Raw genomic sequence first — 24,366 nt, 5'->3', positions numbered from 1 at the left:
TATTGGCTATCGCTTATCCGGCTTTTGTATTTGGAAAGTTCAAATATGCAGAAACTACCAGTAGTTATCAACAAGCTTTGAATGATCCATACCACTTAACGATTATTTACCGGCAGGGATGTTCTCGTTGCAAAAGTGTATTACCTAAATTATTACTAGAACACGGCTTAGAGAGCAAGAAGTTATATGTATTTAATGCAGCTAATTTAAATGCGAATCAATTAGATAAACTAGATGTACATGTAACACCTGTTTTTCGCTTAGATAAACATAGTTATAACACAGTTAATGAAAAGTACATGCAAGAAGTTTGGATAAAATCACACTGAAAGTAATTAGTTACTACAGCTTAAATAAAAATAAAACCTCCTCTCACAAGTTCGAGGAGGTACCTATAAGGAGACAACAATGGCAGCAATTGATATACAATTAGATCAGATTAGTAATGATAAGAGTCTTATTTCAATTTTTATTGAAGGACGACCTAAAATTTGGGAAGCGCATGCGACATTGGTAGACACGATTGATAAAAAAGGTCGTCCTGCTAAAAGACGTGATATTAAAAGTCAATCATTTCTGCGCAAAATCATGGACGACTACATTGAAGTTGATGAAAATACCAAAATGAAAGTTGCATTAGAGCAATTGCGGAAAGTTTTTGGTAAAGAATATGATGCATTACTACAGGTAGAACAATTAACCCAAATAATTACACAAAATATGGTTGAAGAAAAATATGTAGCTAATAACTACAATTATTTTTCATCCTAAGTCAATAAATATGGATAAATTTTAAATAGCTTTAAAAATGCCTTAATGGAAACCATTAAGGCATTTTTAGCAAACATTGAAGATTTGGAAATATTTAAAGTATGTCAACATGCTGAATGTAAGGTGCATAATCTGCAAATAGGAGAGAAGATTATTATCCCTGTAACTAAAATTCCAGCATTCAAGGCAGGTAAAATTTTGGAAGATACTACCAAATATAGTTAAATAATTTTTGACCACTACTTTATAAATATAATATAATTATATTTGTATAGTTTTTAATGACGTGATTTATTACAATGAATGGTAGATATATATGGATACTAATACTAATATTGATATGAATATTAATGATATTAATTTGTCAAAATACGACTCTTTTATATACATATGGAACGAAAGCAGTAATAATAAATATAAGGGAAAATATAAATTTATAAGTATAAATGACCTTCAAAAAATTAAAAATACCCGATTAAAGACTACTCCAAAAAGATTTGATGGACGAAAAGAGGCGGAGATAGAAGCGCTAAAAGAAGCATTAAAAGAAATAAATTCACAAAATAAAAAATATATCTTTGTCTTTTCACAAAGCATTAAAGATCTAAAAAATGGCGATTTACAATCAAATCCGAAATGCTTAATCAATAAATTTTCCAGTAGTGCCTTTGTTTCAATTAATTCATATTGTAAGAGATTTGGATATAAAATAAAAAATAATGCTAGAAAAAATGATAATAAAAATAATAATAATTTTAAAAAAAAATTCTGTGCTTATTGCCATAATCAACTTACAAATAGCGGTCAAATAGATCACGTTATTCCAATATGGGCAGGGGGCAATGGCGAAATTGATAACTTACTTGTCACATGTGAGAAATGCAATAATAATAAGGGATCAAGAATATTGAGTTGTTCACTTGCTGAATTCCCATCTAAAAGTTTGTACGAAGCACAAAGAAATTATAGATTCTACTTATTTAAAAATAAATATCTAGTAAGACGTCAAAAAAATTGGAGATATAACGAATATTTTACTATATTTATAAGAGATGAAGAAGGTAATTATATTAATAGAGATAAAGAGGTTGGATGCCAATTTATTATTTGTTGTAAAGAAAATGACTTAATCCTAATAGATAGAGCAAATCAAATAAAAATAGAAAAGGCTTTAATTAAAAAACAATATAAACAAATAGATTCTATTATAGATTCTAATAAATCATCTAAATAACTATTAAGACCGGATTGCTGATTAAAATCAATATCACCTAAATTGTGGAGAGATATAATTGAAACCTTCTTAATAACAGTGTATACTTGTACTAACATAGTTAGGGAGTTGATATTAATGCAAAAGAAATTAGGTAACTTTGTTGCTAGAAAAGTTGGTAATTCTACAGCTCTCACGGTTCCGAGTAAGGCGGGTGTTAAACTTGGTCAACGATTTGAATTGATTCAAGAAGATAATGACACTTTAATCTATAAGACTATTGACTCTAATCCATGGTTTAATGGCGAATATGACGATATTGACTTTAAAAAAGAAATTGAAAAAGTAGGTAATCCTGATACTATGCAGGTTGGTAAGGAGAATATTCCGTGGTAGCCCCCAAACAAGGAGATATTATTTGGATAGATGCTGAACCTCATGCAGGACGAGAAGAAGGCGGGCATAGTTTCCAATCTGGTAATATTCAAAGACCAGCGATTGTTATATCAAATAATGCATATAATCAAAAAACGGGATTAGTTGTCTGTATGCCTCTTACGCATGATCTTAATAAAGATAATGGTGAGCTATACTATCATATTGCTGATATCAACAGTGGAATATCTGGTAGTGTAATTACTTTTTACATGCCTAATTATGATTTTTTTGGTCGACACGGTAAAATTGTTGGGCATGTTAGTGACAAAGATTTGGATAACTTGCTATCTAGAGCATATCAAATTTTAGATAAGCGCTAATTTTATCAAAATATCGGAATTAGTTTCTAGTCAGCATAACTTTTTATAATTTAGCTTTAAAAAGTTTATTGTCGAGGTTCTATAACTATCTTGATAATAGGTTGCTTTTGTGTTTTTAATTTTTTGTTCTTGCTACACAAATGCTACAAAAGTAGATTTTGGCAGTTTTATGTTGGGAAAATAAGTTTAATCTTTAATAAGTGCTGATTTATCCAATTCTTAAAGAATTATTTTTATGTGTCGAATTTGGGGAAAATAAAAAAGATAGACTAAGTCTATGCTTTGATGATATTTTCTTAACGTTTAAATCTTCGAGTTGTTTACTTATTGAATTAAGACAAAAGAAGAAAAAATAGCACTAATATCCAAATAATTAAATTATGATATAGGCTGTGGTGATCATAGAATTGGTCACACAGTTTTTTTGTTAACGGCTTAAAAGGACTGTTATAAAAAATAAGTGAAAACATACTTTAAGCTTATTTAATTTTGGCTTTTTATTTTACCTATATTTTCATCCTACTTAATTTTATTTAATGCTTCTTTTTGCTTTGATTAACCAATATGCGTGTATAAATCCGTTATACTGGTACCTTTCTGTCCCAATTGTTGTGATACAAGAACTTGATCTTTAGTCTCTTTATAGTTCTGAAGCAAGTGTGTGACGTAACTTATGGGGTGTAATTGGTCGTCCAAACGCTGTTGAATATTTTTCAACAAAACGTTCAATGGCAGCAGACGTTATACGCTTGTAATTTCCGCGATATTTAGTTTAGAAACAAACTTTTTTCTTTCCTAAATATGATCATTAATAAGGGCTGTATTCAAAAACGCGGGATGAATGCTAGAACCAATACTAGGAATATAATGAGCATGGGCTGGAGAGTTAATATGGAACTTCCATTAACGTCAGCAGCAATTGTTTTGCAATTTGCCTGACTTTCCTTAATTCGTTTTGAGACGCCAGTGATTGTTTCTAGTGCACTTACCGCAATAAATATGTAGTCAAAATTAAAGCCAGATTTTATTATTTCTTCCCCTAAACTTAGGTAATGTACTTTAAAGTTATTTGGGTTATTATACTGATTTGTCCAATATGAGTTAGGATGTTTATCTAAAAATTTTTTCATTGTAGCTAATCTGGTTTTTAAAAAGCCCCCAGTGTTATCTCGTTGTGATACTTTTATTACTGTTGAACAAAGAGTATGCAGCAAATTTTCGTAAGAAGGATTGATGTTTGGATCAATAACAGGCACAAATTTGAGCCCAATTTGATTACAAAGTGCTGCTAGTAAAATCGCAAAATTACCAGATGAAGACTCTACAACAATTGTATCTCTATTAATATTTCCGGCCTTGATAGCTTCTTTAAGAATATAATAAGCTGGTCTTGCTTTTAAATTATTAAAAGACTTCAGCTTGACTAGAATTTTGATATTGTTTATTTTACCTAAATCGTGTATTGGCGTGTTCCTTTTTGTTTGTAATTTTTGAAGGAAAAGTATGTTAAATGTAAAAATGAAATTTATGGAATTATTGAAGATATAATAAAAAAGTACGCTCTTTAATATATGAATTTTTCAATTAAATAGTACCAAAAAATTTTATTTACTAATGTATTAACAGTGTTAACATTATTTAGTATTATTAGGAGGTAGACTAATGATACAGGTAGAGTTTGTGCAATAGCGATTTCATATGTTCATAGAGATGATATCCCTTGGCGATGTCGGTTTGTTGATCTCGATAGTAAATTAAATGGAAATTTAATTTTAAATCAGGTACTAATGTATTCATATCGTTATCGTAATGGGGAAATAGTTGGTCATTGTAAAGGCAGTGAGCTAATGGATAAATTGTGAAAAATTGTTTCAAGCATTTTTGATATTTAATTATATTTAAATGTAAAGTGTAATTAATAGAACTAGTAGCTAGTGTAGTTATCGATTTTTTGTAGTCTAATTGAATAGTCTTAGTAAGAAAGGAGAAATTCCAGTGAAATTTAGAATAATTAAACGTATAGTCATAAGCACAATGTTAGTATTACCCGCTGTAGGAACAGTAGCAATGAATACAAATGTATGCGAAGTCCAAGCTAGTAAGAAGTATCCATTGTTTACCTTCCCTAAAAACATCAGAGGTAAGTGGTACTTTGTAAGTAAAAAGGGTAAAGTTGGTATAGATAGGTTTACCAAGCATACTTTTAACTGTATTAAAGTTTATAAAAATTCACCTAAATTAAACCCATTACTTGACAAATATGGTTGGACTGAGAAAAAATTTATGCTTGGTTCTAAACAAGGAAATCATATTGTATTTGGTTACCCACAAGTAGACGAATGGTATATTAATAGGAGTGGGGATCATATTGTAAAAGGTATGAATGGTCCAAGTTGGAACGAATATCGTAGTTTAGCTAAAGCAAAAAAACATCCAGTTAAATATTTCTAAAAGATAATATGGGTAAACTTAAATGTGAACTATAATTAATAAAATCGGTAACCCAAAATTACATGAATGGTGTGTTAAAAGGAACGCATACCCAATTTATAAAAAGCTAAAAAGTATCCCCTATTGTATTTACATCCGATTGAACGTGATTTGGAAGATTACTATGATTGGTCTAGAAGAGTATGAGAAGGATTATCTAAATCAAAGTGCTTTCAATAGTAAATGGCTTTTTCTATCAATGTGAAATTCTAATAAGCGTATTAATGAGCGAAGATATTATATGATAATGCATAGAGTAGGAGCGCTATTGGATATCAATTATTTTGGTACACACACCATGCGGAAAATAGTGTTTATAAACAAGTACCATCATAATATAGCCTTAGTAATGAAACTATTGAACCATTCCTCGGAAAAAATATCTCTAGAATACTTGGGTCTAAATTAGGAGCCAGAGAGCAAATGTTGGATGCAATCGCCTTTGGATGAAATAGAATTGATTTTAGGAAGAGCCTTGTTCGACATGGTTATGCTTATCGACTAAATTAGTAAATAATTTAATTCAGTTGATAATAGTTAGGAGAAAAATAATGAAACAAAAAAGATTTAATGCAAGTTTGCTATTAAGCACTTTACTTTTATTTTGCATAAGTTTTGGATCAATAACTACAACGTTTGCAAAAGTAAATAATAATACATCCGTTGTTGCAAAAAAGTCTACTATATACTTGCCAAATGAAAAAATAGCTGCATATATGCCTACAAAAGGAAAGGTAGCAAAAGGAACAAAAGTAAATTTGCTTTCTTCTGTAATTTCAAATGGTCGTTGTTTTGATGAAATTTCAGATGGTAAGTTTATTGTGGCTACTAACCTAAAAGGAAAAAGACGTAAATTAAAGAAAGATGCGTATGTTATTTTCCCAGATGGTGGAAAATTAAAAAAGCTAAAAAAGAACACTAAAGTAATGACATATGGACTACAGATTACAGGTTACTTAAATAAAAAGTACTATATAGTAAAAGGTGGAAAGTTTGTCAAAAAGTTAGCTTTTATTAATTAATAAAAGAATATTCAATAGGTAGCCCAGTCTCATAGTACACCAAAGATATTGTTGTTCCAGAACAATTGATTATCGATTCTGAGATTCTTTGTCAAACATCCTAAAATAGGCGGCAGATAAAAGTGTGACAATACTTTTATCTGCTTTTTCTGTTTACTTAAAGTTGGCTTTCTCCAGATAGCTGTTGAATTTGCGTTGAACAATTTAGGTAGGCTCATCTTATAATCCCTATCTATCAACTTAACTTTTCTAGTCATCTTAGGAGTATTAGGATGAAACAAATCGCTAAGTTATTCAATAGCTTAGCGATTTGTTGGTAATCCAAAAGAATGGAAGGCAGAAAGTAAGTTGCTCTTTCAAAATGATCAGAATCTAATTACCGCTTCGGGGAAAAGGAAGGTAGGGTTTTGGAATAACTGATTGAAATGAGACTCGAAAGTTAGATTAGACACTTGCTTGCAATCCAAGGAACTTAATGCTACTTAATTTTATTTAATGCTTCTTTTTGTTTTGATTGGCCAATATGCGTGTATAAATCTGTTGCACTAGTACCTTTCTGCCCCAATTGCTGTGATACAAGAACTTGATCTTTAGTCTCTTGATATAATTCTGAAGCAAGTGTGTGACGTAACTTATGCGGTGTAATTGGTCGTCCCAACGTTGTTGAATATTTTTCAACAAAACGTTCAATGGTAACAGACGTTATACGCTTGTAATTTTCGCGATATTTAGTTAGAAACAAACTTTTTTCTTTCCTATTTTTTTGTATATAAAAATTCTATCTTCATAATAAGGACGAATATAATTTTATTGTCCATTCAGCAATTGGTACAGCATCTCTCTGGCCACCTTTGCGAGAAACATTAAGCATTTCATCATCAATATTGAGATCATTCACATTAGTATTGGTAGCCTCTGAAATACGTATACCTGTTCCTAGTAAAAGGGTAATGATTGCTATATCTCGCTTTTTATGAATTTTAAAATTGCCGCTAATATAACTATTAACTTGAGTTTCATATTTAGTATTCAAGAAATCTAAAAATTCATGTTTAAGATTTTCTTGATATATTTTACGCTCAATTTCATGTTCTCGGTAATTAAGCGTCTGGTAGTTGGGGAGAGATTCTATTTTTTTCATTACATTACGATAAAAATACGGCTCTCCATTGTTATTATCTGCTGTAATTGTAAGATAAGTATATAACGAACGTAAAAAATTAATAGTACGATTTATCGTAGTAGGGTTGTTATACGTACCATGTGAGTTTTTAGTATTCTTCAGATAATCAATACAAAGCATAACATCTTCACATTTTAAATCTCTCAAGCAAGTTCAATAATATATCTTTATTAGTTTGGACATTAGCTATGCCAGAAGATCCTAACCAGTCAAAAAACTCCTAATTCAGTTAGATACTGATATTTCGTAGCTAAAGAAAGATTTTTATTTATATTAAATTCTTTTACATAAAAAGGAAGATGAGCCACTGCTTTATCTATTAAGGTAGCATAATCAGATTTTTGCATATTAATCCTCGTTTAATTACTTTTTCTTGTAAAATTTCAGTTTGTTCATTCGAAGAACGATAATAGCGGTCTGGAAGTTTCAAAAATACCAATTTGTTTATCACATTTCTATGCCGTTTTTGAGATGAAATGTGCTAAGAGTGCAGTTTCATAGTTTTCATTATCAAGGGATGAGTGACTGTATCCCCTACATGATAAAATTTACGCAAGTGCTTTAATTGAAGCATAGGTAACTCGTTTATACCTTAATTTCCTTTTTCTTAAATTAGTTCATATGTAAAATGTAACAACTCGAACTAATTAATTCAGGAAAATTATAGAAAGGCAAGATTCCAAATTAATGCTTTTTACTAAAGCTGTTGAGATTATTATATAGGCAATCATATCATAGTTTAGCATTAGCGAAATATTTAGGCTTAAATCAAGAAGCCAGAGAATATCTTTGAGATTTGATTTTTTGCACACGGGTACTAAAGGCAAATAACCTGACTTCAGGGTTAGGCAAAAAATTTCTATCTTACTAGTAGATGATGGAGCTTAGTATAAGGTAAAATTATTGGCTTGTAAGTTATATATTATTGATAATATAATTAAAAATATAATTAAAATTATTAATATTTAATAGACTTTACAACAAAAAGCAGAAGGTGAAAAAATGAAATATAAAAAAATAACACAACTAACTCAAGCAAATGCAGACCAGATTGCTAGAAAATGGCATTACAGTGGCCAGTATGATTTTTATAATATGGAAAATGACCCAGAAGATTTTGAAGAAATAATCACTTCAAGGTTACGAGGAAATAAGTATTATCAGGTTTTAGATGATAAAGATGAACTTGTGGGGTATTTTTGCTTAGAAAGATTGTCAGAAAAAAAGGTGGAAATTGGTTTAGGATTGAGACCGGATTTAACTGGACAAGGCTTAGGATTAAATTTTGTAAAAGAAATCGAAGCATTTGTACAAAAAAATTTCAATTATAAAATGATTCTTCTGTCAGTGGCTAGCTTCAATAAACGTGCCATTAAAGTTTATCAGAGAGCAGGATTTAAAAAAGAAGGTTCTAAAATGCAAAAATCAAATGATGGCATATATGAATTCATTAACTTAACTAAAAAATTTTAGGATATCAATAGTAAAACCTCGAAATTGCTTTAACTTCGAGGTTTTATTATTTATTTTTGGGCTGAATGATCTTTGAAAATGTAGAATAGACCAATTAGCATAATAACAACTAAAATACTTATCAAACTTGGCATGATATGATTGAATTTAAATTTGTACGCGATTAAAGTATAAAGCAGTCCTATTATCGAAAATGTTAAGATTAAGCCGCCTCGGTTTTTTTTAGCGAATTTAAAAATTGGCCAATTATTAAATTTTTTTGCTAGGACATAAAGTAAAAATATCAGGACGATGTAACCAATTTCTTTATACATAATTTTATCCTTTCAATTATTTCTAAAATTAAAGCGCTTTATGCGTTTATATTGCTATATTTATTGCTAGTTGTCAATTAAATATTGGTAGCACTTTTTAAAGTTATGCAGGTAATGCTTGTATTTTTGTGGCACTAGTTAATGTTTTTAGTCTTTGCTTTACGTAAGATGCTCTATTTATTTTGGTATTGCTGAAATTTAAAGTTAATCAATATTAATTTAAATACATTACTAGCACGTAAAAATAAGAGAAAAGAAGAATAACCGTTAGCCATAAAAGCTAACGGTTATTAAAATTAATTTAATCAAGAACTATTATGATTGTTGATTAAACCTAATTTCAGTTTGCGTTAAATCAACTGTGTAAGTTGTGTCTTCAAGTGGCCGCTTGGTCATGCCTTGATCAGTTGAATAAATTATCAGACATAAGCGACTTTGAACTGGTAATTTGTAGTAAGTTGGCTGCAATTGAAATTCCAAGTCATAAAATTGGTTTGCCTCAATCGCCCTTGGCTTTTTCAAATCAGCATAATTTTGTAAGTTCATGTGCCCCTTAGTGATTAATTTAGCGGGAGTTACTTTATCGGGCATAAATTCTTGCAAAGTATCGGTTCCAAAACGATAGCCTAATTCTTGCCCTCCAGGCATAATCAAACGGGGAGTGGGAGTTAATCGCTTACGCTTGCCTAATTCTACGAGGGCAACTGATAATTGCCCCTTATTAAGATTAGATGAAACTCGCATTTTTACCGTTGGTCGTCCCACTATAGTTACCGGGTGAATAAATTCTTCAGTAGTAAAACGTAAACTGGCTTTGGCCCACTTTTTAGTACCACTAATAAATTGATTTTGCCAATCGCTTTCAGAAATTTTAGCCTTTTTAAATTCCTTTCCTCCAACATCGGTAAAGGCAAGCTGCTTTTGACCATTGCCGTCTTTTTGCAATTGACCATCATCGGTTGGGTAGTAAGTTGATTCATGACCGCAATCATTACTCCAGTCTTGTTCTTGATGCCATGTGTCAGCTTCTAAGTTATCCTGAATCATTACCTGTGGCCATTGTTTATACGCCTGATTTTCAATACCTAACAATTCATGCACGAACCATAAGTTCATCAAGTCAGTAAAATCAATTGAAACCAAGTTATTCATATTGTAGTGTGGGCCTTGATGTAAAAAGAGGTGGTGTTCAATTGGTAAATTTTTAACTTTTTGCCAGATTTTATAAACATTTTTGGGTTTAACATTCCAGTCATTTAAGCCGTGCACACTAATCCATGAGCATTTAATTTGGTCAGTATGATGGCGGTAATTACGAACATCCCAAAAGTCAGAATATTGCCCCGTTAGGCGATCGGCTTTTGCCAACAGAGTTTTTTGCATTTCGTCATATTTGGGCTTGATTTTGAGATAGTCACCGGCATCCCAGAGATTAGACTGACAAGTTTCAGCTAGCATATCTAAGTCTTCTCCTTGACAAGCTTCGGGTGCAATTACTAAACCATGTTCACGGTAGTAGTCGTACCAAGAAGAAATGGCGGCTTCTGAAACAATCGTTTTGAGTCCAGCTACTCCAGTTGTCGCTAGTGCAATTTGTAAAGTCCCTAAGTATGACCGTCCAGTCATTCCGATGTTACCATTGCACCAATTAGCTTTAGTTTCGTGCTTTCGAGTGCGGTCGGTATAAGCAATTCGATCACCGTGTAGCCATTCGATAACAGCTTTAGCACTTTCAGTTTCTTCAGGCCCTCCTGTAATGCGCAAGCCGTCGCTACCACGAGTACCAATTGCTCCAGCCACAACGCTAGCAAAGCCGCGAGCAAGCATATATTCATTTAAAGTATAAGGTGCTTTATTTAATGCTCGTTCAGTTGCTGGATTTGCGTCAGTATTGCTACTAGTGGGTGCTTTAGCCTTGATATGATTGGCGGGCTGGTACTGAGGATTAGACCATATAGTTGCATCAGTTAAGTTTTCATCAACACTATGGTTACGCTTTTCATTAGCAATTACACCACCAAAATAAGGATCGGCAGTATAAAGTGCAGGGACGGGCATTTTAGCACTTTCACTAGGTCTAAAAATGGTGGTTTGTAATAAGTCGGGGTGACCATCATCATCTGTGTCGAGATCACATTCAACATAGACTACTTCGCGAATGACTTTACTGGTATCAAAGACTGGTTGACTTTTGCCATTGAATAAAACAAATTCATTTTGCGGTAATTCGTCTCGCCGGTCAAAGAAATAGCCCTTGCCAGCCATTACATCAAGTAATATTTGCCCATTTTTAGTACGAGTATTTAGCAACCGATAAAAAGCTGCAATCAAGTCGACGGAATTATCAATTTGACTTACAGTTGGTAAGGCTTGCTTTTTCATAAATTTTACTGGGTTAGCTAAATCATAATCGTATTGAACGTGATAACCCAATAATTGTAATGCAAAGTTGTAAAATTGCGTAGGGGAAATTTTTTCCGGCTTATTAGTTAGAAAATCTGTCAAGGTTTGGTTACTCGATACGGCAAATTCAGTTAATTTAGCTTTACGGGCGAGTTCATCTTGTGGATTAACTTCAGCTAGAACATTGGCAACCATTGTAGTCAATAATTCACTAAAAGTTAGCTGTTCAAAATTTGCTGGCAAGAATTTGATTTTAAGAAGTTCTTTGACTTGAGTTTTATAGTCAGTTTCAATATAAGCGTATTGATTATATTTCATATAATTCTCCTTTTTATTTATCTATTTTACATGTTCTAATTAAGTTATGAAAGAAGCATTTCAAAATAAAAGCAGGCAATCATGCCTGCTCATTTAGCCAAGTCTTTTGATAAAGATCTTCATTAAATCCACATGTTAAATTCTGTTTGCTAACTACAAGCGGACGCTTAATTAATTTGCCATTTTGGGACATCATCTCGGCGGCTTCCGAAATCGACAGCGTACTAACTTTATCTTTAAGATGCAGTCGCCGATAATCTTGACCGTGTGTATTGAAGAAATACTTTAAACCGCGATCTTGATACTTAGTTAGCCATTTAATCAGCTCATTTTTTGTTGGTGGCTGTTCAACCAAGTCTTGAAAGTCAATTTTGACATGATGGTCAGTTAACCATTTTTGTGCACTACGCGATGTTGAGCAACGCTTGTAACCATAAAACTTAATCATTTTAATAACCTTCTTTTATTTGAATGATAATTAATTATACCAATTACCAATTACCAACTACCAACTACCAATGTTAAGCAAGCACACTGAGGCTCTTTTTGACTAGAGGTTTTTATTTAAAGTCTAGTTCAAAGTCTTGACTACTAAAGAAATGCAACCTGTTATTACAGATATAGTTAGCAATTAGACCAAGAGCAATTGGTAGAATAAAGAAGAGAATCGTAATTAAAATTATTGAACCAAAATCATTTGTCCTGCCTGTCATTGCTGCAATCGGGCCAATCAATCCAGAAAAGCCAAAGCCTGCACTCATTGGGGTACCAGCAATTTTGAAAATTGCGCCCAAGCCGCCCATAATTCCTGCGTTAATCATTAAAGGGACCAGTAGTTTAGGTTGCGTGATTAAATTTGCCATTTGCATTTTTGGTGAACCTAAAAAATGTGCAATTGAAGTACCAAAAGAGTTAGCTTTCCAGCCAAAAATGGCTAAAGCAAAACTAGCCGCTGTGATTCCTAGATTAGCAGAACCTGCAGCAATTCCAGAAATACTAATTGCTGTAGCAATCCCGACAGAAGAAATTGGCGAAACAATTAACAGAGCAAATACAATGCCCATTAAAATACCCATAATTATTGGTTGTAAATTAGTTAAATGTTCAACCCCCACGCCAATAAGCGCAGTTAGTTGGCCAATTGGACCTCTAGTTAAACACCCAATTCCACCAGCAACCACTAAAACAATTAAAGGGACTAGTAAAATGGTGTAAGCTTTAAGTTTTTGTCCTAAAAATAAAACCAGGCCATAAGCTAGCATGATTGTGATTGTAGTATTAACGACATCCCCATTACCAATAACCATAATCTTTCCATTTTTCATCATAAAATTACCGGCTCCAGCGACTGCAGCCAGGGCAATTGAAGCAGTTTGAATCGGGGTTAAGTTACCAGTCATTCCGACACACACAGCACTAATTACGGGTAAAAGTGCTGCAGCAAAGGCGGTTAATACTAAGATAAAATTGAGTTGGGGCCAAGTTGGTAAAAGTGCTTTAATTAATTGCCCAATTAAAGCTCCTGGAATTAGGGCTACAACAATACCGATTGATAAACCATTTAATGTATCAAAAGTGATTTTTTTGATAGTTTTCATAAATTTCTCCTAAAAATAAAACTCACACAACTGACGACAATTGTGTGAGTTCTTTATTAAGAAGTAAACACTTAAGACTTTGACACAATTGCCGTAGGCCAGTGTGTCAAATAAATGACAAACTAGGCATTTAGTTTAAAAAAACAAAATACCAAAAATAATATTTAACTTGTGGTTGATCAGTTACGTTGCTAGTCGTCATAATCGTTAACCTTTCATAAATATTTAATCAGTATCATACTAAATTACAGAGAAGATTTCAAGTTAAATCTTAAGAAGTAATTTAAAAAATAGCTTAGCTATCAATGTAAAGTTATTAATTTTTTTATAATATATCATTATCACAGATATTGAAAACGTTTTCTGCTATACTTAGTATTGTAATCAAAATTATTAAAGGGAAAGTTTATCATGAAAAAAATAATTAATAATCCAGCTGATGTTGTTTCAGAAATGTTGTCTGGACTGACTAAGGCGTATCCGCAAATTATTACCTCCATCCCAAAAACTGCAGCTGTAATACGCTCAGATCAAGCTTCTATGGTAAATAAAGTTGGACTTGTCAGTGGTGGAGGTTCAGGTCATGAGCCGGCTCATGCTGGCTTTGTCGGCAAGGGGATGCTCACAGGTGCAGTTTGTGGTCAAATTTTTACTTCTCCAACACCTGATCAGATTTATGAAACAATTAAAGCAGCTGATCAAGGACGTGGGGTCTTTTTAGTTATAAAAAATTACTCTGGTGATGTAATGAACTTTGAAATGGCTAAAGATATGGCTGAAATGGATGGAATTAAAGTTGACTCAGTTATAGTTGACGATGATATTGCAGTAGAAAATAGTATGTACACGCAAGGTCGTCGTGGAGTTGCCGGAACAATTTTAGTTCATAAGGTTTTGGGTGCAGCTGCGCAAGCAGGAGCTTCCTTGCCAGAAATTAGTCAGCTAGCGCAAGAAATTTTGCCAAATATTAAAACTGTTGCAGTTGCTCTATCTGCTGCTACTAATCCCGAAACAGGGAAACCAGGTTTTGAATTAAAAAACGATGAAATTGAATATGGTGTTGGTATTCATTCAGAGCCAGGCTATCGTCGGGAAAAAATAAAATCATCTCAAGCATTAGTGACTGAACTTGTTAGCAAAATTGATCAAGAAATACATTTTGACCCTCAAAAGCAATATGCGGTTTTAGTCAATGGCTTAGGAGCAACACCATTAATGGAACAATATATATTTAGTAATGACTTGCTAAATAATTTAGCGCAAAAGCAGATAAAGCCAGTTTGGATGAAAGTTGGCAATTATATGACCTCAATCGATATGGCAGGAATTTCGCTTACGGTTTTTGAATTACAAGCAAAACAGTGGTTAGAGTATTTAAATGAGCCAGTTGAAACTATTGGTTGGTAATAGGAGATAAAAATGACATTAACGGTTAATAATTTGATAATATGGATGGCTAAGTTTGCTGATAAAATAGCAGTTAATAAGCAATTCTTAAGCGATTTAGATACTCCAATTGGTGATAGTGATCACGGCTTTAATATGGATCGCGGGATGCAAGCCGTCATGGCCAAATTAAAAACAAAACCATCAAGTTTGCCAGAAACCTTTAAAGTTATTGCTATGACACTAATTTCTACGGTTGGCGGTGCTTCAGGTCCGCTTTACGGTACTGCTTTTTTAGAAATGGCAAAAAAAAGTAGCACTACCACTGATCTAGTTGATCTACTAACAGCTGCTTTAAATGGTATTGAAAAACGTGGTGGAGCTGAGCCGGGTGATAAAACGATGGTGGACGTTTGGCAAGCAGTAATTCCAGAAATTAAAGCGCACACGCTCACGGAGAATAAAATTGCTAGTGCAGTTGAAGCTACTAAAGATTTAGTTGCTAAAAAGGGACGTGCCTCATATCTAGGTGAAAGAGCCAAGGGTCATGTTGATCCAGGGGCACAATCAAGCGCATATCTATTTACTGCTTTATTAGAAACTGAAGGTTTATTATGAAATTAGGTATTACATTAGTCTCGCACGTTCCTGAACTTGTTATAGGATTAGATAAGTTACTCGCTCAAGTAGCAAGTGATGTTTCAATTACAAGCGCAGGTGGGAACAGCAGTGATGAAATTGGAACAAGCATGGATAAAATTTTAACGGCTTTTTCAACTAATCAAGCTGAAGAAATTTTGGCTTTTTATGATTTAGGCAGTGCAAAAATGAATTTAGAAATGGCTACTGAAATGACTAATAAAAAAATTCATTTGTATGATGTTGCTTTTGTTGAAGGAGCATACACTGCAGCCTCACTTATCCAGGCTGGTGTTGGGCTAACTGAGATTGAACAGCAATTAGCACCTTTAAATATTAAGAATCAGTAAAACTTTAAATTGTTATTTGCATCGTGCTTAGGGTATAATTAACACATTCTAAAATAGAAAAGGGAAAATTATGCATAATAGTTTAATGATGCAACTCATAGGTGAGTTTATAGGAACAGCTTTTGTTGTACTATTTGGTGATGGAGTATGTGCAGCTGTTAACTTGAAAAAGTCAAAAGCAAATGGTGCAGGCTGGATTGCAATTGCTTTAGGCTGGGGGCTAGCTGTGACACTTAGCGTATATTTTGTAAGCTGGTTAAGTCCAGGGCATTTTAACCCAGCAGTCACAATTGCCATGGCTACAGCAGGTAAGTTTGCTTGGTCGTCGGTTTTGCCTTATATTATTGCCCAAGTAGCAGGTGCTTTTGTTGGTGCAGTAATGGTCTGGTTAACATATTATCCTCATTGGGCCGAGACTACTGATCAAGAATTGATTTTAGGAACGTTTAGTACTGAACCGGCAATTAGAAATTACTTTTGGAATTTCTTTGCGGAAGTAGTGGGTACTTTTATCTTTGTTTACGGCTTGTTAGCTTTTACTAAAGCTAATATTCCTGCTAATTTGAATCCAATTCTTGCAGGATTGTTAATTGCTGGTTGCGTTTTCTCAGTTGGGGGAATTACAGGTTATGCAATTAATCCTGCTCGTGATTTTGGTCCTAGATTAGCCCATCAGCTTTTACCGATTGCTAATAAAGGTAAGTCGGATTGGGCTTATAGCTGGGTACCAGTAGTTGGTCCCATAGTAGGTGGCTTGCTAGCAGCTTTGTTGTTTAAGGTTATAGCTTAATCTTGAGCTCTTTTATATAATATAACTAAGCAAAAATCCTCAGAATCTAAAGTTTCTGAGGATTTTTTGTTTAATTAATTATTTTGATAGGAACAAAAAGAAGTTAAATTGGGTCTTCTTTTCAAATAAAGCAAAAGCTCATGGTCGTAATTGGCTTGCTTTGCGAGGCTGATATCAAACTGCAGGTGCTATTTATACTTTAATATTTCTAAGCTCAATGATTACCAAGTTTTAACTATAGCCAAAGATTCAGGAATTTGGGGCGGAATATTATTACCGGTCACAAAAATTAGCTAAGCAATTAAAGAATTACCATTATTCAGATTTTGAATGCAATCCATTTTTTAATAAGCAATCAGAAGCATAATAATTAGTAACACAAGGCTTCAAAAAAACCGCTCTATTTATAATTAGAGCGGTTTTTATTGAAAAATGTTAGCCAACTTTTAAACTTCTTAGGTTTTCAATCCTTAAGGTTTAATCTACTATAAATGATCCGGGTGAGATTCGAACTCACGACCCACGGTTTAGAAGACCGTTGCTCTATCCAGCTGAGCTACCAGACCATTGCTCTAACAAGAACATTAATTATTATAGAGAAAAGTTTTGCTAATTGCAACCATAAAATCAATTTTTTAATTAGGGCCAAAAAAGAATGAACAGTAAAGTGTAAAGTTATCATCTAACTATGGTAGCAACAATCTTAAATTGTTCATTACTTAATATTTATTTTTTGTTAAATTATATACCATTATTTTAATAAAGTATGTATAATTGAAAATAATTATTTTTGAGGATTACATTATGAAAATTAAGCTTAAGAACGTTATGCCATACATAACCACTTTATTACTATTATTTTTATACGTAAAAAATGTTAGCGCAGAAGTTGACTATCGAATTGAAAATAATGTAACGACAGCTTCTATTAAAGAAGATGGATCGCTTGCAATTAAAAAGCAAATTACTTATAGATTCAAAAGTCAAAGTAAGGGAGTTTTTTATCAGCAAAATCTTACTCCTACACAAAGTTTAGTTGATGCGAAAGTTAAAATTCAAAATGAAAATCAAATAGGACGTTATTCGCATAATTTTAGTTTGCAAAAAGTGAATTCAGGATACCACTTTACAGTCTATAATCATGTTAAACCTAACTCTAGATGCACTGTAACTTATTTTTACAAAATTACTCAAGCTATTACAAATTATCGTGATATAGCTGAATTGAATTTTATGATTATTGGTGATAATTGGGACAAAGATTTAGATCATGCAAAGGCAGTTGTACTTTTTCCGGGTCCAGTGAAAAATATAAAAGCTTGGGCTCATGGACCACTTAATGGTTATCTTAAAATTGACAAAAAGAAGGGTAAGATTACGATGACGGCCAGTAATCTTGATGGTCATGTAGGAATAGAAGTTCATACAATTTTCCCGTTAAGTGTTACATCTAAAAATAAAAATATAGTTGATCGAACTCATCGAGCATTTGTTTTGAAACAAGAAAAAAAATTGAGCCAAGAGACTAATCGTAAGAGAAAGAAAATTTTTATTTCTGAAATTGGGTTAGTACTTATAATTGTGTTAAGTGCCACTAGTGCAACTGTGCTAGGATTTACGGTGAAAAAACAAGGTGGAACAGTCCATAACTCTAATTTTATTCCCCATAATTATGAATGCCCCTCTGTTAACGCTGTAGTGGCCCAGATTATGGACAAAGTTGATATGCCAGATATTAGAGCATTTACAGCGTATTTAATGGAACTAGCGGTGAAAAAGAAAGTACTAATTGAGGACTATCAAAAAGATGGGACCACTTTTTATAGAATAACTTTAAAGGATATGCATTTAATTAGTCAGGATCCACTTTTAGCAGCTTTATTCAATGATATAGGTAATGGTCAAACTGTAACGACTGAAGAAATCAAAAATTCTCGTGGAAAAAAAGTTAGCCAAAAAGTTAACCATTGTTACATTGATTGGCGTATAAAGTCTTATAATGAAGTTGTAAATCAAGGCTTGTTAGCAGAGAAGTTGATTCATAAAAGAAATACTAATCAAACAATCATTTGTTCCCTATTGTTTCTTAGCTTTGGGGGAGCACTAATATTCTTTTTTAAATTTTCTGAATTTAGAATTGTAATGTTAGTTGTGGAAACTATTTTATTGTTTTTTGGCATCAATGCCTTAGTTCACAGTAATAATATGATTAGTTTTTATTCTCAAAAAGGAGCTGAAATTACTAATCAAATTCGTGGGTTTAAGCATATGCTAGAAGACATTGGTAGCTTTGAAATGCGTGATGTTGGTGACTTAGTTCTTTGGGAAGATATTATGCCTTATGCAGTGACTTTTGACCTAGCTAAAAAAGTTTTAAAAGAGTTAAAAATTGAATTTACTACTGATGAATGGCAACAAAGTGACTTTTATATTCATGAGCCAATTTATAATTTCAATAGCAAAGGATTTTATGAAAGTTTTAATAGTAGCTTAGGATCGGTTTGTTCGATTGGAGGTACATCAGGCGACTTTTCTAGCGGTACCTCAGGTGGCTTTGGCGGTGGCTCTGGTGGAGGTGCATTTTAATAATTTATTTTTGAAAAAGCTCAGTTTTAAGTTGGCTTTTTTCTTGTTATACTTAATTTACTGAATTAGAAAAGTGAAAAATAATGTTTGATTATCGTAATAACTTAAAAAGAATTTTAAACCAAACAGCTGGCGATGAAAAAAGCCTAAGTAATGGACTAGCTGCAATCAAGTTAATCTTGGGTATGGCTGATGAGGCATTAGGTGCTCAAATAACTAGTACTCAGGTTGACTATAAACAAGTAAACCTCTTTTTGAGGGGGTTAATAGCTTTAATTAAAAATCCAGGTGATAATCACGCAAAAAATAATACTTTGAAGGCAATTCGGCAAATATTGTTAACGCCAAAGCTTGAACCTGGGTTGCGTCAAACTTTAATCGATCTAAGCCAGGCAGTTAAAGCTTCGCAAACAACCAAAGAAACTATCAACAAAAAGGTTTTTGAACAAGCACTACAAAAAAAGATAATGCCTAAAGTGGATTATCGCAAAGGTAAGCGTTATGTAGTTGTTCGACTACTGTCAGGCTGTGACTTAATTAATGACAGTAAGCGATGTGTTTTTACATTAAAAGAATCACAAATCCATTCTTTAAATTTGAAAAGTGGAGATATTGTTGAAGCATTACCAGTAGAAGATAATCGTAATTACGAAGCAGAAATATTAAGGGTCGTAGGCTTTCGTCAGCTTTCGCGAATGGAAGTTGATCAAATTTCTACATTTAAATATGCGGTAGTACAAGGAAATTCCGGTCATTTAACTATCAGTCATAATATTAAAGGGCAAAAGCTACGTATTCGTGGTAAATCCATTACTTTATCTGTTGATGAAAGCAAATTTGAAGAGAAAAATATCCCATTAACTGATGGCTCAATTGTTGATCTAGCTTGGTATGATGGCGATATCCGTTTAAAGAAAAATCCTACCGAAGCTATTGAAATTCGGTGGATTTATGAACTGGATCAGCCTGCCACCATGTCTAAATTAAAAAAGAAAAAAGTCAAACAAACAGATCAAGCTACGGAAATGCCAAAATTGGCATTAAATTTACATTATCAACGTGTTGGCATTGCAATTGGCAATAACCAAAATGAAGCACTGCTTGAAGGAATCGTCAAACGCTATAATGGAATTCCCATAGCAATTGATGCCTTTCAGGGAAAGAAAAAAATAATTGAACAGCAGATAAAAAATTTAGATATTGTTATTCTTGTTACCGCTTTTGCTGCTCATGATAGTACATGGAATATCAGCGAATTTACTAGCAAATATAATGTTAAATTTGCAGTTAGTTCTAGTAAAGGATATCAAGCTTTTGAACGTGCTCTCTACCGAGCAGAAATGGGCTTACCTGCTTATGAAGGCAATCAGACAATTGAATATAAAAAAGCAAATTAAGGCTTTTAATAAAAATACAAATAATTAAGAATTATTTGTATTTTTGCATATTTATTGAATAAACAGGTCAGTCTTGAGTACAATATAGACCAAAGTTTTTTATGAAAGGAAGATGAGATGGGGAAAGAAAAACATGGACATACTTGGCAGTATTGGCTTTTCTTCTTGTCAGGATTAGAAATAATTACCGTTGCAATTAATTTGTTTTATGCGCCAATCAATGTTGCGGCAGGAGGATCAACTGGAATTGCAATCTTAGTTGATGCAGTTTGGGGAATCAATCGCTCACTGACAGTTTTCATTATTAATTCATTAATGCTGATTATGGCGGCAATTTTTTTAGGTCGACAAACATTAAAAAAAGTGGCAATTGGTAGTCTGCTTTTACCAATTTTAATGGAAATTACCCCAAGTTTAAAACTAACTTCCAATAATATGCTGGCAGTAATCTATGGTGGTGTGCTTATGGGAATTGGCGTCTCGATGCTCTATCGCATAAATGCTTCATCAGGTGGCACTACAATTCCGCCACTAATTATTAAAAAATATTTTTTTATCGATCCAGCTATATCCTTAATGATAATTGATATGTCAATTATTTTTTTGAATATTTTTGTTGACGGTACTGAGGCCTTTTTACTCGCTGCTTTTTCACAAATTATAACGACCTTAACTATGCACTATACTGAGACTGGGTTTGATAAGAAGTTTCAAGTTCGCATTATGAGTAATCAACAATTGGAGCAAATCAAAAATATGTTACAACGCGATTATGACGGATTAACTGTCTATAATGTTATTGGTGGTTATAGTGATAAAGATAAGCAACAATTGGTAATTATCGTTGATACTAATGAATACGGTCAGTTAGTAGCAAAAGCACGTGAAATTGACCCAGAGGCTTTTATAGTGACAGAAAATATTGCTAAAGTTCATGGTGGAAAATGGCAAATGTAATTTTAATTAAACATGATTGCTAACTTGTTTTAATCTTGCTAATTCTTACCAATAGTAGTATCATACAGTAGTTGTATTTGTGGAGACCTTCACATCTGCAACCGCACAAATAGGGGTAAGAAGACTTTTATTTATAAAAGCACCCTTATTGGCGAGTCTAAGTATTTTTTGGAGGGCAGTAATGTACGCAATTATTAAGACTGGCGGTAAGCAATATAAAGTTGCTGAAGGCGACAGTATTTTCGTAGAAAAACTTGACATTGAAGAAGGTAAGGAAGTTACCTTTGATGAGGTAATTCTTGTTTCTGATGGTAAAGACGTTAAAGTTGGTACACCATTAGTTAAGGGTGCCAAAGTTGTTGCCAAAGTTGAAAAACATGGTAAAGAGAAGAAAGTTGTAACTTTCAAATACAAACCAAAGAAGCACTCACATTCAAAATATGGTCATCGTCAACCTTATACTAAGGTTGAAGTTGAAAAGATTGAATTAAGCTAGAGGTGAAGTGATTATGAATATTTTAAATCTTAAATTATTTGCCCACCACAAGGGTGGAGGTTCAACTGCCAATGGTCGTGATTCAGCTGGTCGCCGTTTAGGTGCCAAGGCTGCTGATGGTCAAACTATTCACGCAGGAACGATTATTTATCGTCAACGTGGTACTAAGATTCACCCAGGCAAGAATGTTGGCCAAGGTGGAGACGACACTTTATTTGCATTAGTAAATGGTGTAGTTAAATTTGAGCGTAAAGACAAGTACAGAAAACAAGTTTCTGTTATTCCTGTCGAAGAAGAAGCTAAGTAATTTAGTTCTTAATAAGAAGACGAAAAGCATGTGCTTCTCGTCTTTTTTATATTTATGACTTTACTATAGATAATATTTTTAGTTGGAACTGATTAATTAACGCTAGTGCTAATTAGTACTAATTTTATGGTCGAATTTGGAGATACTGAAATGAATGAAACAAATGACTTATTAACACTTCTAAATAAGCGGATTGCCCAAGTAGGTAAGTTGATTACAGATCAAGGTGCGGATGGCTTTTTGATTTTTAATCAAGCTAATTATCGTTATTTAACTAATTTTACTGGTGAAGAAGCGCAATTGATAGTAACTAATCAGGGTGATCGGATTTTATTGTCTGATTCCCGCTTTGATAACCAAATTAAAGCTGAGGCACCAGGTGAAATGTCAGTTGTCATGAAACGTGGTAATCAGGATGAAGAAATTAGTCGGCAGTTGCAACATGCCAATTTACATAAGGTCTTAGTGGAAGGTGAATTTGTTTCTGCAGTAGAATTTGCCAATTTGCAAAAGTTAAATCCACAAATTGAGTTTCAAATTGTAGAAGAATTAGTTGAGCGTGTGCGCAATGTTAAAGATGATTTAGAAATTGCCACTTTGCGTCAAGCAATTAATATCTCAATGAGTAGTTTTAATGAAATTTTACCGATGATTAAACCTGGTGAAATTGAACGTAATATTGGTGCTAAGCTTGACTATCTTTTTAAGTTAAATGGTGGCGATGGCCCCAGTTTTGCTACGATTATTGCATCGGGTGTTCGATCAGCCTGGGCTCATGGTGTAGCAAGTGATAAAGCAATTGAAGAAGGTGACTTGGTAGTAGTTGACTTTGGCGCCTTTTATCATGGCTATGCAGCTGATATTACACGCACTATGGCTGTAGGGAAAGTTGATACTGAATTAAGTAAAATTTATAACATTGTTTATGAGGCACAACGTCGTGGTATTGCAGCAGCTATTGTCGGTAATCATGGAAATGATGTTGATCGAGCAGCGCGCGATTATATTAATGAACAAGGATATGGTCAATACTTTGGTCATGGTATTGGTCACGGCATAGGACTAGAAATTCATGAATTATGTCAGCCGGCCTTACCGTTTGGTAAGCAAGAACTGGTTAATAATATGGTTCATACGGTTGAACCAGGAATTTATTTACCTCAAAAAGGTGGCGTAAGGATTGAGGACGATATTTTAATTCATGGACAAAGTCCGGAAACACTATCAACCTTGCCTAAAGCTGAGTTAATTTCTTTATAAAAGATAATATTTTTAAATATTATTTATAGTAAAATCATGTCTGAATTGGTAAGATATTATTATGGAGATGAGGTAGTTAATATGACAATGATTTCAGTTAATGAGTTTAAAAATGGTTTAACCATTAAGTATAACAATGATTTATGGCGCATTGTTGAGTTTCAACATGTTAAGCCTGGTAAGGGTAGTGCATTTGTTAGATCAAAGTTAAAGAGTCTGAATACTGGTGCAGTACAAGAATATACATTTCGTTCTACTGCTAAGGTTGACACAGCAGAAATTCAAACGAAAGCAATGCAATATTTATACAATGATGGATCAAACTATGTTTTCATGGATACGACAACCTATGATCAATTAGCTATTCCTAATTCACAAGTTGAAGAAGAAGCTAAGTATCTGAAGGAAAATATGGATGTTAGCGTAATTATGCATGAAGGTAAAACTCTAGGAATCCAATTGCCAAACACAGTTGAATTGATAGTTGCTAAGACTGAGCCAAATATTAAAGGTGATACTTCCTCTGGTGGTGGTAAACCTGCAACTATGGAAACTGGGCTAGTAGTTAACGTACCTTTCTTTATTAATGAAGGCGATGCATTAATAATTAATACTGTAGATGGTACTTACGTATCTCGTGCAAATAAGTAGTTTT

Annotated in this window: 25 protein-coding genes, 1 tRNA gene, 2 pseudogenes and 1 other annotated feature; of the genes and pseudogenes, 20 read left to right on the top strand and 8 right to left on the bottom strand. The window is 33.1% G+C overall.

Features of this window, described 5'->3' with window-relative positions; genetic code table 11:
* Positions 1–2 precede the first annotated feature (2 nt).
* The 6 genes from F5ESL0230_RS05510 (at position 3) to F5ESL0230_RS05485 (ending at position 2,742) form a co-directional block, all read left to right on the top strand.
* The gene (locus F5ESL0230_RS05510) at positions 3–329 is read left to right on the top strand and encodes a hypothetical protein (protein WP_122021921.1); all 327 of its coding nucleotides are present in this window, start codon (positions 3–5) and stop codon (positions 327–329) included.
* A 79-nt stretch (positions 330–408) separates the two neighbouring features.
* Positions 409–771, top strand: a complete 363-nt coding sequence (locus tag F5ESL0230_RS05505) for a hypothetical protein (protein WP_122021920.1) — start codon at positions 409–411, stop codon at positions 769–771.
* A 45-nt stretch (positions 772–816) separates the two neighbouring features.
* Positions 817–996 (top strand): HU family DNA-binding protein, encoded by a 180-nt coding sequence (locus F5ESL0230_RS05500; RefSeq protein WP_122021919.1) that lies wholly within the window; start codon positions 817–819, stop codon positions 994–996.
* A 91-nt stretch (positions 997–1,087) separates the two neighbouring features.
* On the top strand, positions 1,088–2,005 hold the full coding sequence (locus tag F5ESL0230_RS05495) for an HNH endonuclease (protein ID WP_122021918.1): 918 nt from the start codon (positions 1,088–1,090) through the stop codon (positions 2,003–2,005).
* Between the two features lie 117 nt (positions 2,006–2,122).
* Positions 2,123–2,380 (top strand): hypothetical protein, encoded by a 258-nt coding sequence (locus F5ESL0230_RS05490; RefSeq protein ID WP_122021917.1) that lies wholly within the window; start codon positions 2,123–2,125, stop codon positions 2,378–2,380.
* Positions 2,374–2,742, top strand: a complete 369-nt coding sequence (locus F5ESL0230_RS05485) for a type II toxin-antitoxin system PemK/MazF family toxin (RefSeq protein WP_122021916.1) — start codon at positions 2,374–2,376, stop codon at positions 2,740–2,742. Before F5ESL0230_RS05490 ends, F5ESL0230_RS05485 begins: the two co-directional genes overlap by 7 nt.
* Positions 2,743–3,297: 555 nt before the next feature.
* Here F5ESL0230_RS05485 and F5ESL0230_RS08570 read toward each other — a convergent pair.
* Both F5ESL0230_RS08570 and F5ESL0230_RS05475 read right to left on the bottom strand, forming a co-directional pair.
* Positions 3,298–3,484: pseudogene (locus F5ESL0230_RS08570) on the bottom strand (tyrosine-type recombinase/integrase); the annotation flags it as partial.
* An 82-nt stretch (positions 3,485–3,566) separates the two neighbouring features.
* Entirely contained in the window at positions 3,567–4,247 is a 681-nt protein-coding gene (locus F5ESL0230_RS05475) for a pyridoxal-phosphate dependent enzyme (protein ID WP_255409281.1), read from the bottom strand.
* Positions 4,248–4,776: 529 nt separating this feature from the next.
* Here F5ESL0230_RS05475 and F5ESL0230_RS05470 point away from each other — a divergent pair.
* Together F5ESL0230_RS05470 and F5ESL0230_RS05460 are read left to right on the top strand one after the other, a co-directional pair.
* Positions 4,777–5,193, top strand: a complete 417-nt coding sequence (locus F5ESL0230_RS05470) for a hypothetical protein (protein ID WP_233551648.1) — start codon at positions 4,777–4,779, stop codon at positions 5,191–5,193.
* 590 nt (positions 5,194–5,783) lie between these two features.
* A complete protein-coding gene (locus F5ESL0230_RS05460) occupies positions 5,784–6,254 on the top strand; it encodes an SLAP domain-containing protein (RefSeq protein WP_122021913.1) in 471 nt (156 codons plus the stop codon).
* 478 nt (positions 6,255–6,732) lie between these two features.
* Here F5ESL0230_RS05460 and F5ESL0230_RS08710 read toward each other — a convergent pair.
* Positions 6,733–7,395, bottom strand: a pseudogene (locus tag F5ESL0230_RS08710) (tyrosine-type recombinase/integrase).
* Positions 7,396–7,646: 251 nt separating this feature from the next.
* On the bottom strand, positions 7,647–7,784 hold the full coding sequence (locus F5ESL0230_RS08705; RefSeq protein WP_369931592.1) for a hypothetical protein: 138 nt from the start codon (positions 7,782–7,784) through the stop codon (positions 7,647–7,649).
* Positions 7,785–8,439: 655 nt separating this feature from the next.
* Between F5ESL0230_RS08705 and F5ESL0230_RS05450 the strand changes: the two genes are divergently transcribed.
* Complete coding sequence (locus F5ESL0230_RS05450) at positions 8,440–8,910, top strand: GNAT family N-acetyltransferase (protein WP_122021912.1); 471 nt, start codon at positions 8,440–8,442, stop codon at positions 8,908–8,910.
* A gap of 629 nt (positions 8,911–9,539) precedes the next feature.
* Here the strand turns inward: F5ESL0230_RS05450 and F5ESL0230_RS05440 are convergent.
* The 3 genes from F5ESL0230_RS05440 to F5ESL0230_RS05430 all read right to left on the bottom strand — a co-directional run bounded on the left by F5ESL0230_RS05440 (position 9,540) and on the right by F5ESL0230_RS05430 (position 13,543).
* Positions 9,540–11,945 (bottom strand): Xaa-Pro dipeptidyl-peptidase, encoded by a 2,406-nt coding sequence (locus F5ESL0230_RS05440; protein WP_122021911.1) that lies wholly within the window; start codon positions 11,943–11,945, stop codon positions 9,540–9,542.
* Positions 11,946–12,024: 79 nt separating this feature from the next.
* Entirely contained in the window at positions 12,025–12,393 is a 369-nt protein-coding gene (locus F5ESL0230_RS05435) for an arsenate reductase family protein (RefSeq protein WP_122021910.1), read from the bottom strand.
* 112 nt (positions 12,394–12,505) lie between these two features.
* Positions 12,506–13,543: a PTS sugar transporter subunit IIC gene (locus tag F5ESL0230_RS05430; RefSeq protein WP_122021909.1), complete on the bottom strand. Its 1,038-nt coding sequence runs from the start codon at positions 13,541–13,543 to the stop codon at positions 12,506–12,508.
* Between the two features lie 411 nt (positions 13,544–13,954).
* Between F5ESL0230_RS05430 and dhaK the strand changes: the two genes are divergently transcribed.
* The 4 genes from dhaK (at position 13,955) to F5ESL0230_RS05410 (ending at position 16,708) form a co-directional block, all read left to right on the top strand.
* Positions 13,955–14,950 (top strand): dihydroxyacetone kinase subunit DhaK, encoded by a 996-nt coding sequence (gene dhaK, locus F5ESL0230_RS05425; RefSeq protein ID WP_122021908.1) that lies wholly within the window; start codon positions 13,955–13,957, stop codon positions 14,948–14,950.
* Positions 14,951–14,962: 12 nt separating this feature from the next.
* A complete protein-coding gene (dhaL, locus tag F5ESL0230_RS05420) occupies positions 14,963–15,547 on the top strand; it encodes a dihydroxyacetone kinase subunit DhaL (protein WP_090092791.1) in 585 nt (194 codons plus the stop codon).
* Complete coding sequence (gene dhaM, locus F5ESL0230_RS05415; protein ID WP_122021907.1) at positions 15,544–15,918, top strand: dihydroxyacetone kinase phosphoryl donor subunit DhaM; 375 nt, start codon at positions 15,544–15,546, stop codon at positions 15,916–15,918. Before dhaL ends, dhaM begins: the two co-directional genes overlap by 4 nt.
* Positions 15,919–15,988: 70 nt before the next feature.
* Complete coding sequence (locus F5ESL0230_RS05410) at positions 15,989–16,708, top strand: MIP/aquaporin family protein (protein ID WP_122021906.1); 720 nt, start codon at positions 15,989–15,991, stop codon at positions 16,706–16,708.
* Between the two features lie 492 nt (positions 16,709–17,200).
* Here the strand turns inward: F5ESL0230_RS05410 and F5ESL0230_RS05405 are convergent.
* Positions 17,201–17,274: transfer RNA gene (locus F5ESL0230_RS05405), tRNA-Arg, on the bottom strand.
* 238 nt (positions 17,275–17,512) lie between these two features.
* Between F5ESL0230_RS05405 and F5ESL0230_RS05400 the strand changes: the two genes are divergently transcribed.
* From F5ESL0230_RS05400 to efp, 7 genes are all read left to right on the top strand, one after another.
* Positions 17,513–19,294: a DUF2207 domain-containing protein gene (locus F5ESL0230_RS05400; protein ID WP_122021905.1), complete on the top strand. Its 1,782-nt coding sequence runs from the start codon at positions 17,513–17,515 to the stop codon at positions 19,292–19,294.
* Positions 19,295–19,377: 83 nt separating this feature from the next.
* Positions 19,378–20,691, top strand: a complete 1,314-nt coding sequence (locus F5ESL0230_RS05395) for a DUF2325 domain-containing protein (protein WP_122021904.1) — start codon at positions 19,378–19,380, stop codon at positions 20,689–20,691.
* A 117-nt stretch (positions 20,692–20,808) separates the two neighbouring features.
* Positions 20,809–21,648, top strand: coding sequence for a YitT family protein (locus F5ESL0230_RS05390; RefSeq protein ID WP_090092780.1), 840 nt, complete (start codon positions 20,809–20,811; stop codon positions 21,646–21,648).
* Between the two features lie 89 nt (positions 21,649–21,737).
* Positions 21,738–21,817, top strand: a sequence feature (ribosomal protein L21 leader region).
* A 12-nt stretch (positions 21,818–21,829) separates the two neighbouring features.
* Positions 21,830–22,144, top strand: coding sequence for a 50S ribosomal protein L21 (gene rplU, locus F5ESL0230_RS05385; protein WP_090092778.1), 315 nt, complete (start codon positions 21,830–21,832; stop codon positions 22,142–22,144).
* Between the two features lie 13 nt (positions 22,145–22,157).
* Complete coding sequence (rpmA, locus tag F5ESL0230_RS05380) at positions 22,158–22,451, top strand: 50S ribosomal protein L27 (protein WP_046307181.1); 294 nt, start codon at positions 22,158–22,160, stop codon at positions 22,449–22,451.
* A 150-nt stretch (positions 22,452–22,601) separates the two neighbouring features.
* Positions 22,602–23,711: a Xaa-Pro peptidase family protein gene (locus F5ESL0230_RS05375; RefSeq protein ID WP_122021903.1), complete on the top strand. Its 1,110-nt coding sequence runs from the start codon at positions 22,602–22,604 to the stop codon at positions 23,709–23,711.
* 81 nt (positions 23,712–23,792) lie between these two features.
* Complete coding sequence (gene efp / locus F5ESL0230_RS05370) at positions 23,793–24,362, top strand: elongation factor P (RefSeq protein WP_090092775.1); 570 nt, start codon at positions 23,793–23,795, stop codon at positions 24,360–24,362.
* Positions 24,363–24,366: the final 4 nt, after the last annotated feature.

The sequence above is a fragment of the Lactobacillus sp. ESL0230 genome, assembly GCF_003692805.1.
GTDB lineage: Bacteria > Bacillota > Bacilli > Lactobacillales > Lactobacillaceae > Lactobacillus > Lactobacillus bombicola.
The sequence above is the reverse complement of the archived record's forward strand: the minus strand, read 5'-3'. Positions and strand labels throughout refer to the sequence as shown.

Excerpts from the sequence above, each read along its gene's own strand:
- dhaM (WP_122021907.1), top strand. The coding sequence starts at position 15,544 with ATGAAATTAGGTATTACATTAGTCTCGCACGTTCCTGAACTTGTTATA.
- F5ESL0230_RS05400 (WP_122021905.1), top strand. The coding sequence starts at position 17,513 with ATGAAAATTAAGCTTAAGAACGTTATGCCATACATAACCACTTTATTA.
- F5ESL0230_RS05490 (WP_122021917.1), top strand. The coding sequence starts at position 2,123 with ATGCAAAAGAAATTAGGTAACTTTGTTGCTAGAAAAGTTGGTAATTCT.
- rpmA (WP_046307181.1), top strand. The coding sequence starts at position 22,158 with ATGAATATTTTAAATCTTAAATTATTTGCCCACCACAAGGGTGGAGGT.
- F5ESL0230_RS05505 (WP_122021920.1), top strand. The coding sequence starts at position 409 with ATGGCAGCAATTGATATACAATTAGATCAGATTAGTAATGATAAGAGT.
- F5ESL0230_RS05430 (WP_122021909.1), bottom strand. The coding sequence starts at position 13,543 with ATGAAAACTATCAAAAAAATCACTTTTGATACATTAAATGGTTTATCA.
- F5ESL0230_RS05495 (WP_122021918.1), top strand. The coding sequence starts at position 1,088 with ATGGATACTAATACTAATATTGATATGAATATTAATGATATTAATTTG.
- F5ESL0230_RS05435 (WP_122021910.1), bottom strand. The coding sequence starts at position 12,393 with ATGATTAAGTTTTATGGTTACAAGCGTTGCTCAACATCGCGTAGTGCA.
- dhaL (WP_090092791.1), top strand. The coding sequence starts at position 14,963 with ATGACATTAACGGTTAATAATTTGATAATATGGATGGCTAAGTTTGCT.
- F5ESL0230_RS05375 (WP_122021903.1), top strand. The coding sequence starts at position 22,602 with ATGAATGAAACAAATGACTTATTAACACTTCTAAATAAGCGGATTGCC.
- F5ESL0230_RS05410 (WP_122021906.1), top strand. The coding sequence starts at position 15,989 with ATGCATAATAGTTTAATGATGCAACTCATAGGTGAGTTTATAGGAACA.
- F5ESL0230_RS05470 (WP_233551648.1), top strand. The coding sequence starts at position 4,777 with ATGTTAGTATTACCCGCTGTAGGAACAGTAGCAATGAATACAAATGTA.
- F5ESL0230_RS05500 (WP_122021919.1), top strand. The coding sequence starts at position 817 with ATGGAAACCATTAAGGCATTTTTAGCAAACATTGAAGATTTGGAAATA.
- F5ESL0230_RS05390 (WP_090092780.1), top strand. The coding sequence starts at position 20,809 with ATGGGGAAAGAAAAACATGGACATACTTGGCAGTATTGGCTTTTCTTC.
- rplU (WP_090092778.1), top strand. The coding sequence starts at position 21,830 with ATGTACGCAATTATTAAGACTGGCGGTAAGCAATATAAAGTTGCTGAA.
- F5ESL0230_RS05395 (WP_122021904.1), top strand. The coding sequence starts at position 19,378 with ATGTTTGATTATCGTAATAACTTAAAAAGAATTTTAAACCAAACAGCT.
- dhaK (WP_122021908.1), top strand. The coding sequence starts at position 13,955 with ATGAAAAAAATAATTAATAATCCAGCTGATGTTGTTTCAGAAATGTTG.
- F5ESL0230_RS05440 (WP_122021911.1), bottom strand. The coding sequence starts at position 11,945 with ATGAAATATAATCAATACGCTTATATTGAAACTGACTATAAAACTCAA.
- efp (WP_090092775.1), top strand. The coding sequence starts at position 23,793 with ATGACAATGATTTCAGTTAATGAGTTTAAAAATGGTTTAACCATTAAG.
- F5ESL0230_RS05450 (WP_122021912.1), top strand. The coding sequence starts at position 8,440 with ATGAAATATAAAAAAATAACACAACTAACTCAAGCAAATGCAGACCAG.
- F5ESL0230_RS05460 (WP_122021913.1), top strand. The coding sequence starts at position 5,784 with ATGAAACAAAAAAGATTTAATGCAAGTTTGCTATTAAGCACTTTACTT.
- F5ESL0230_RS08705 (WP_369931592.1), bottom strand. The coding sequence starts at position 7,784 with ATGCAAAAATCTGATTATGCTACCTTAATAGATAAAGCAGTGGCTCAT.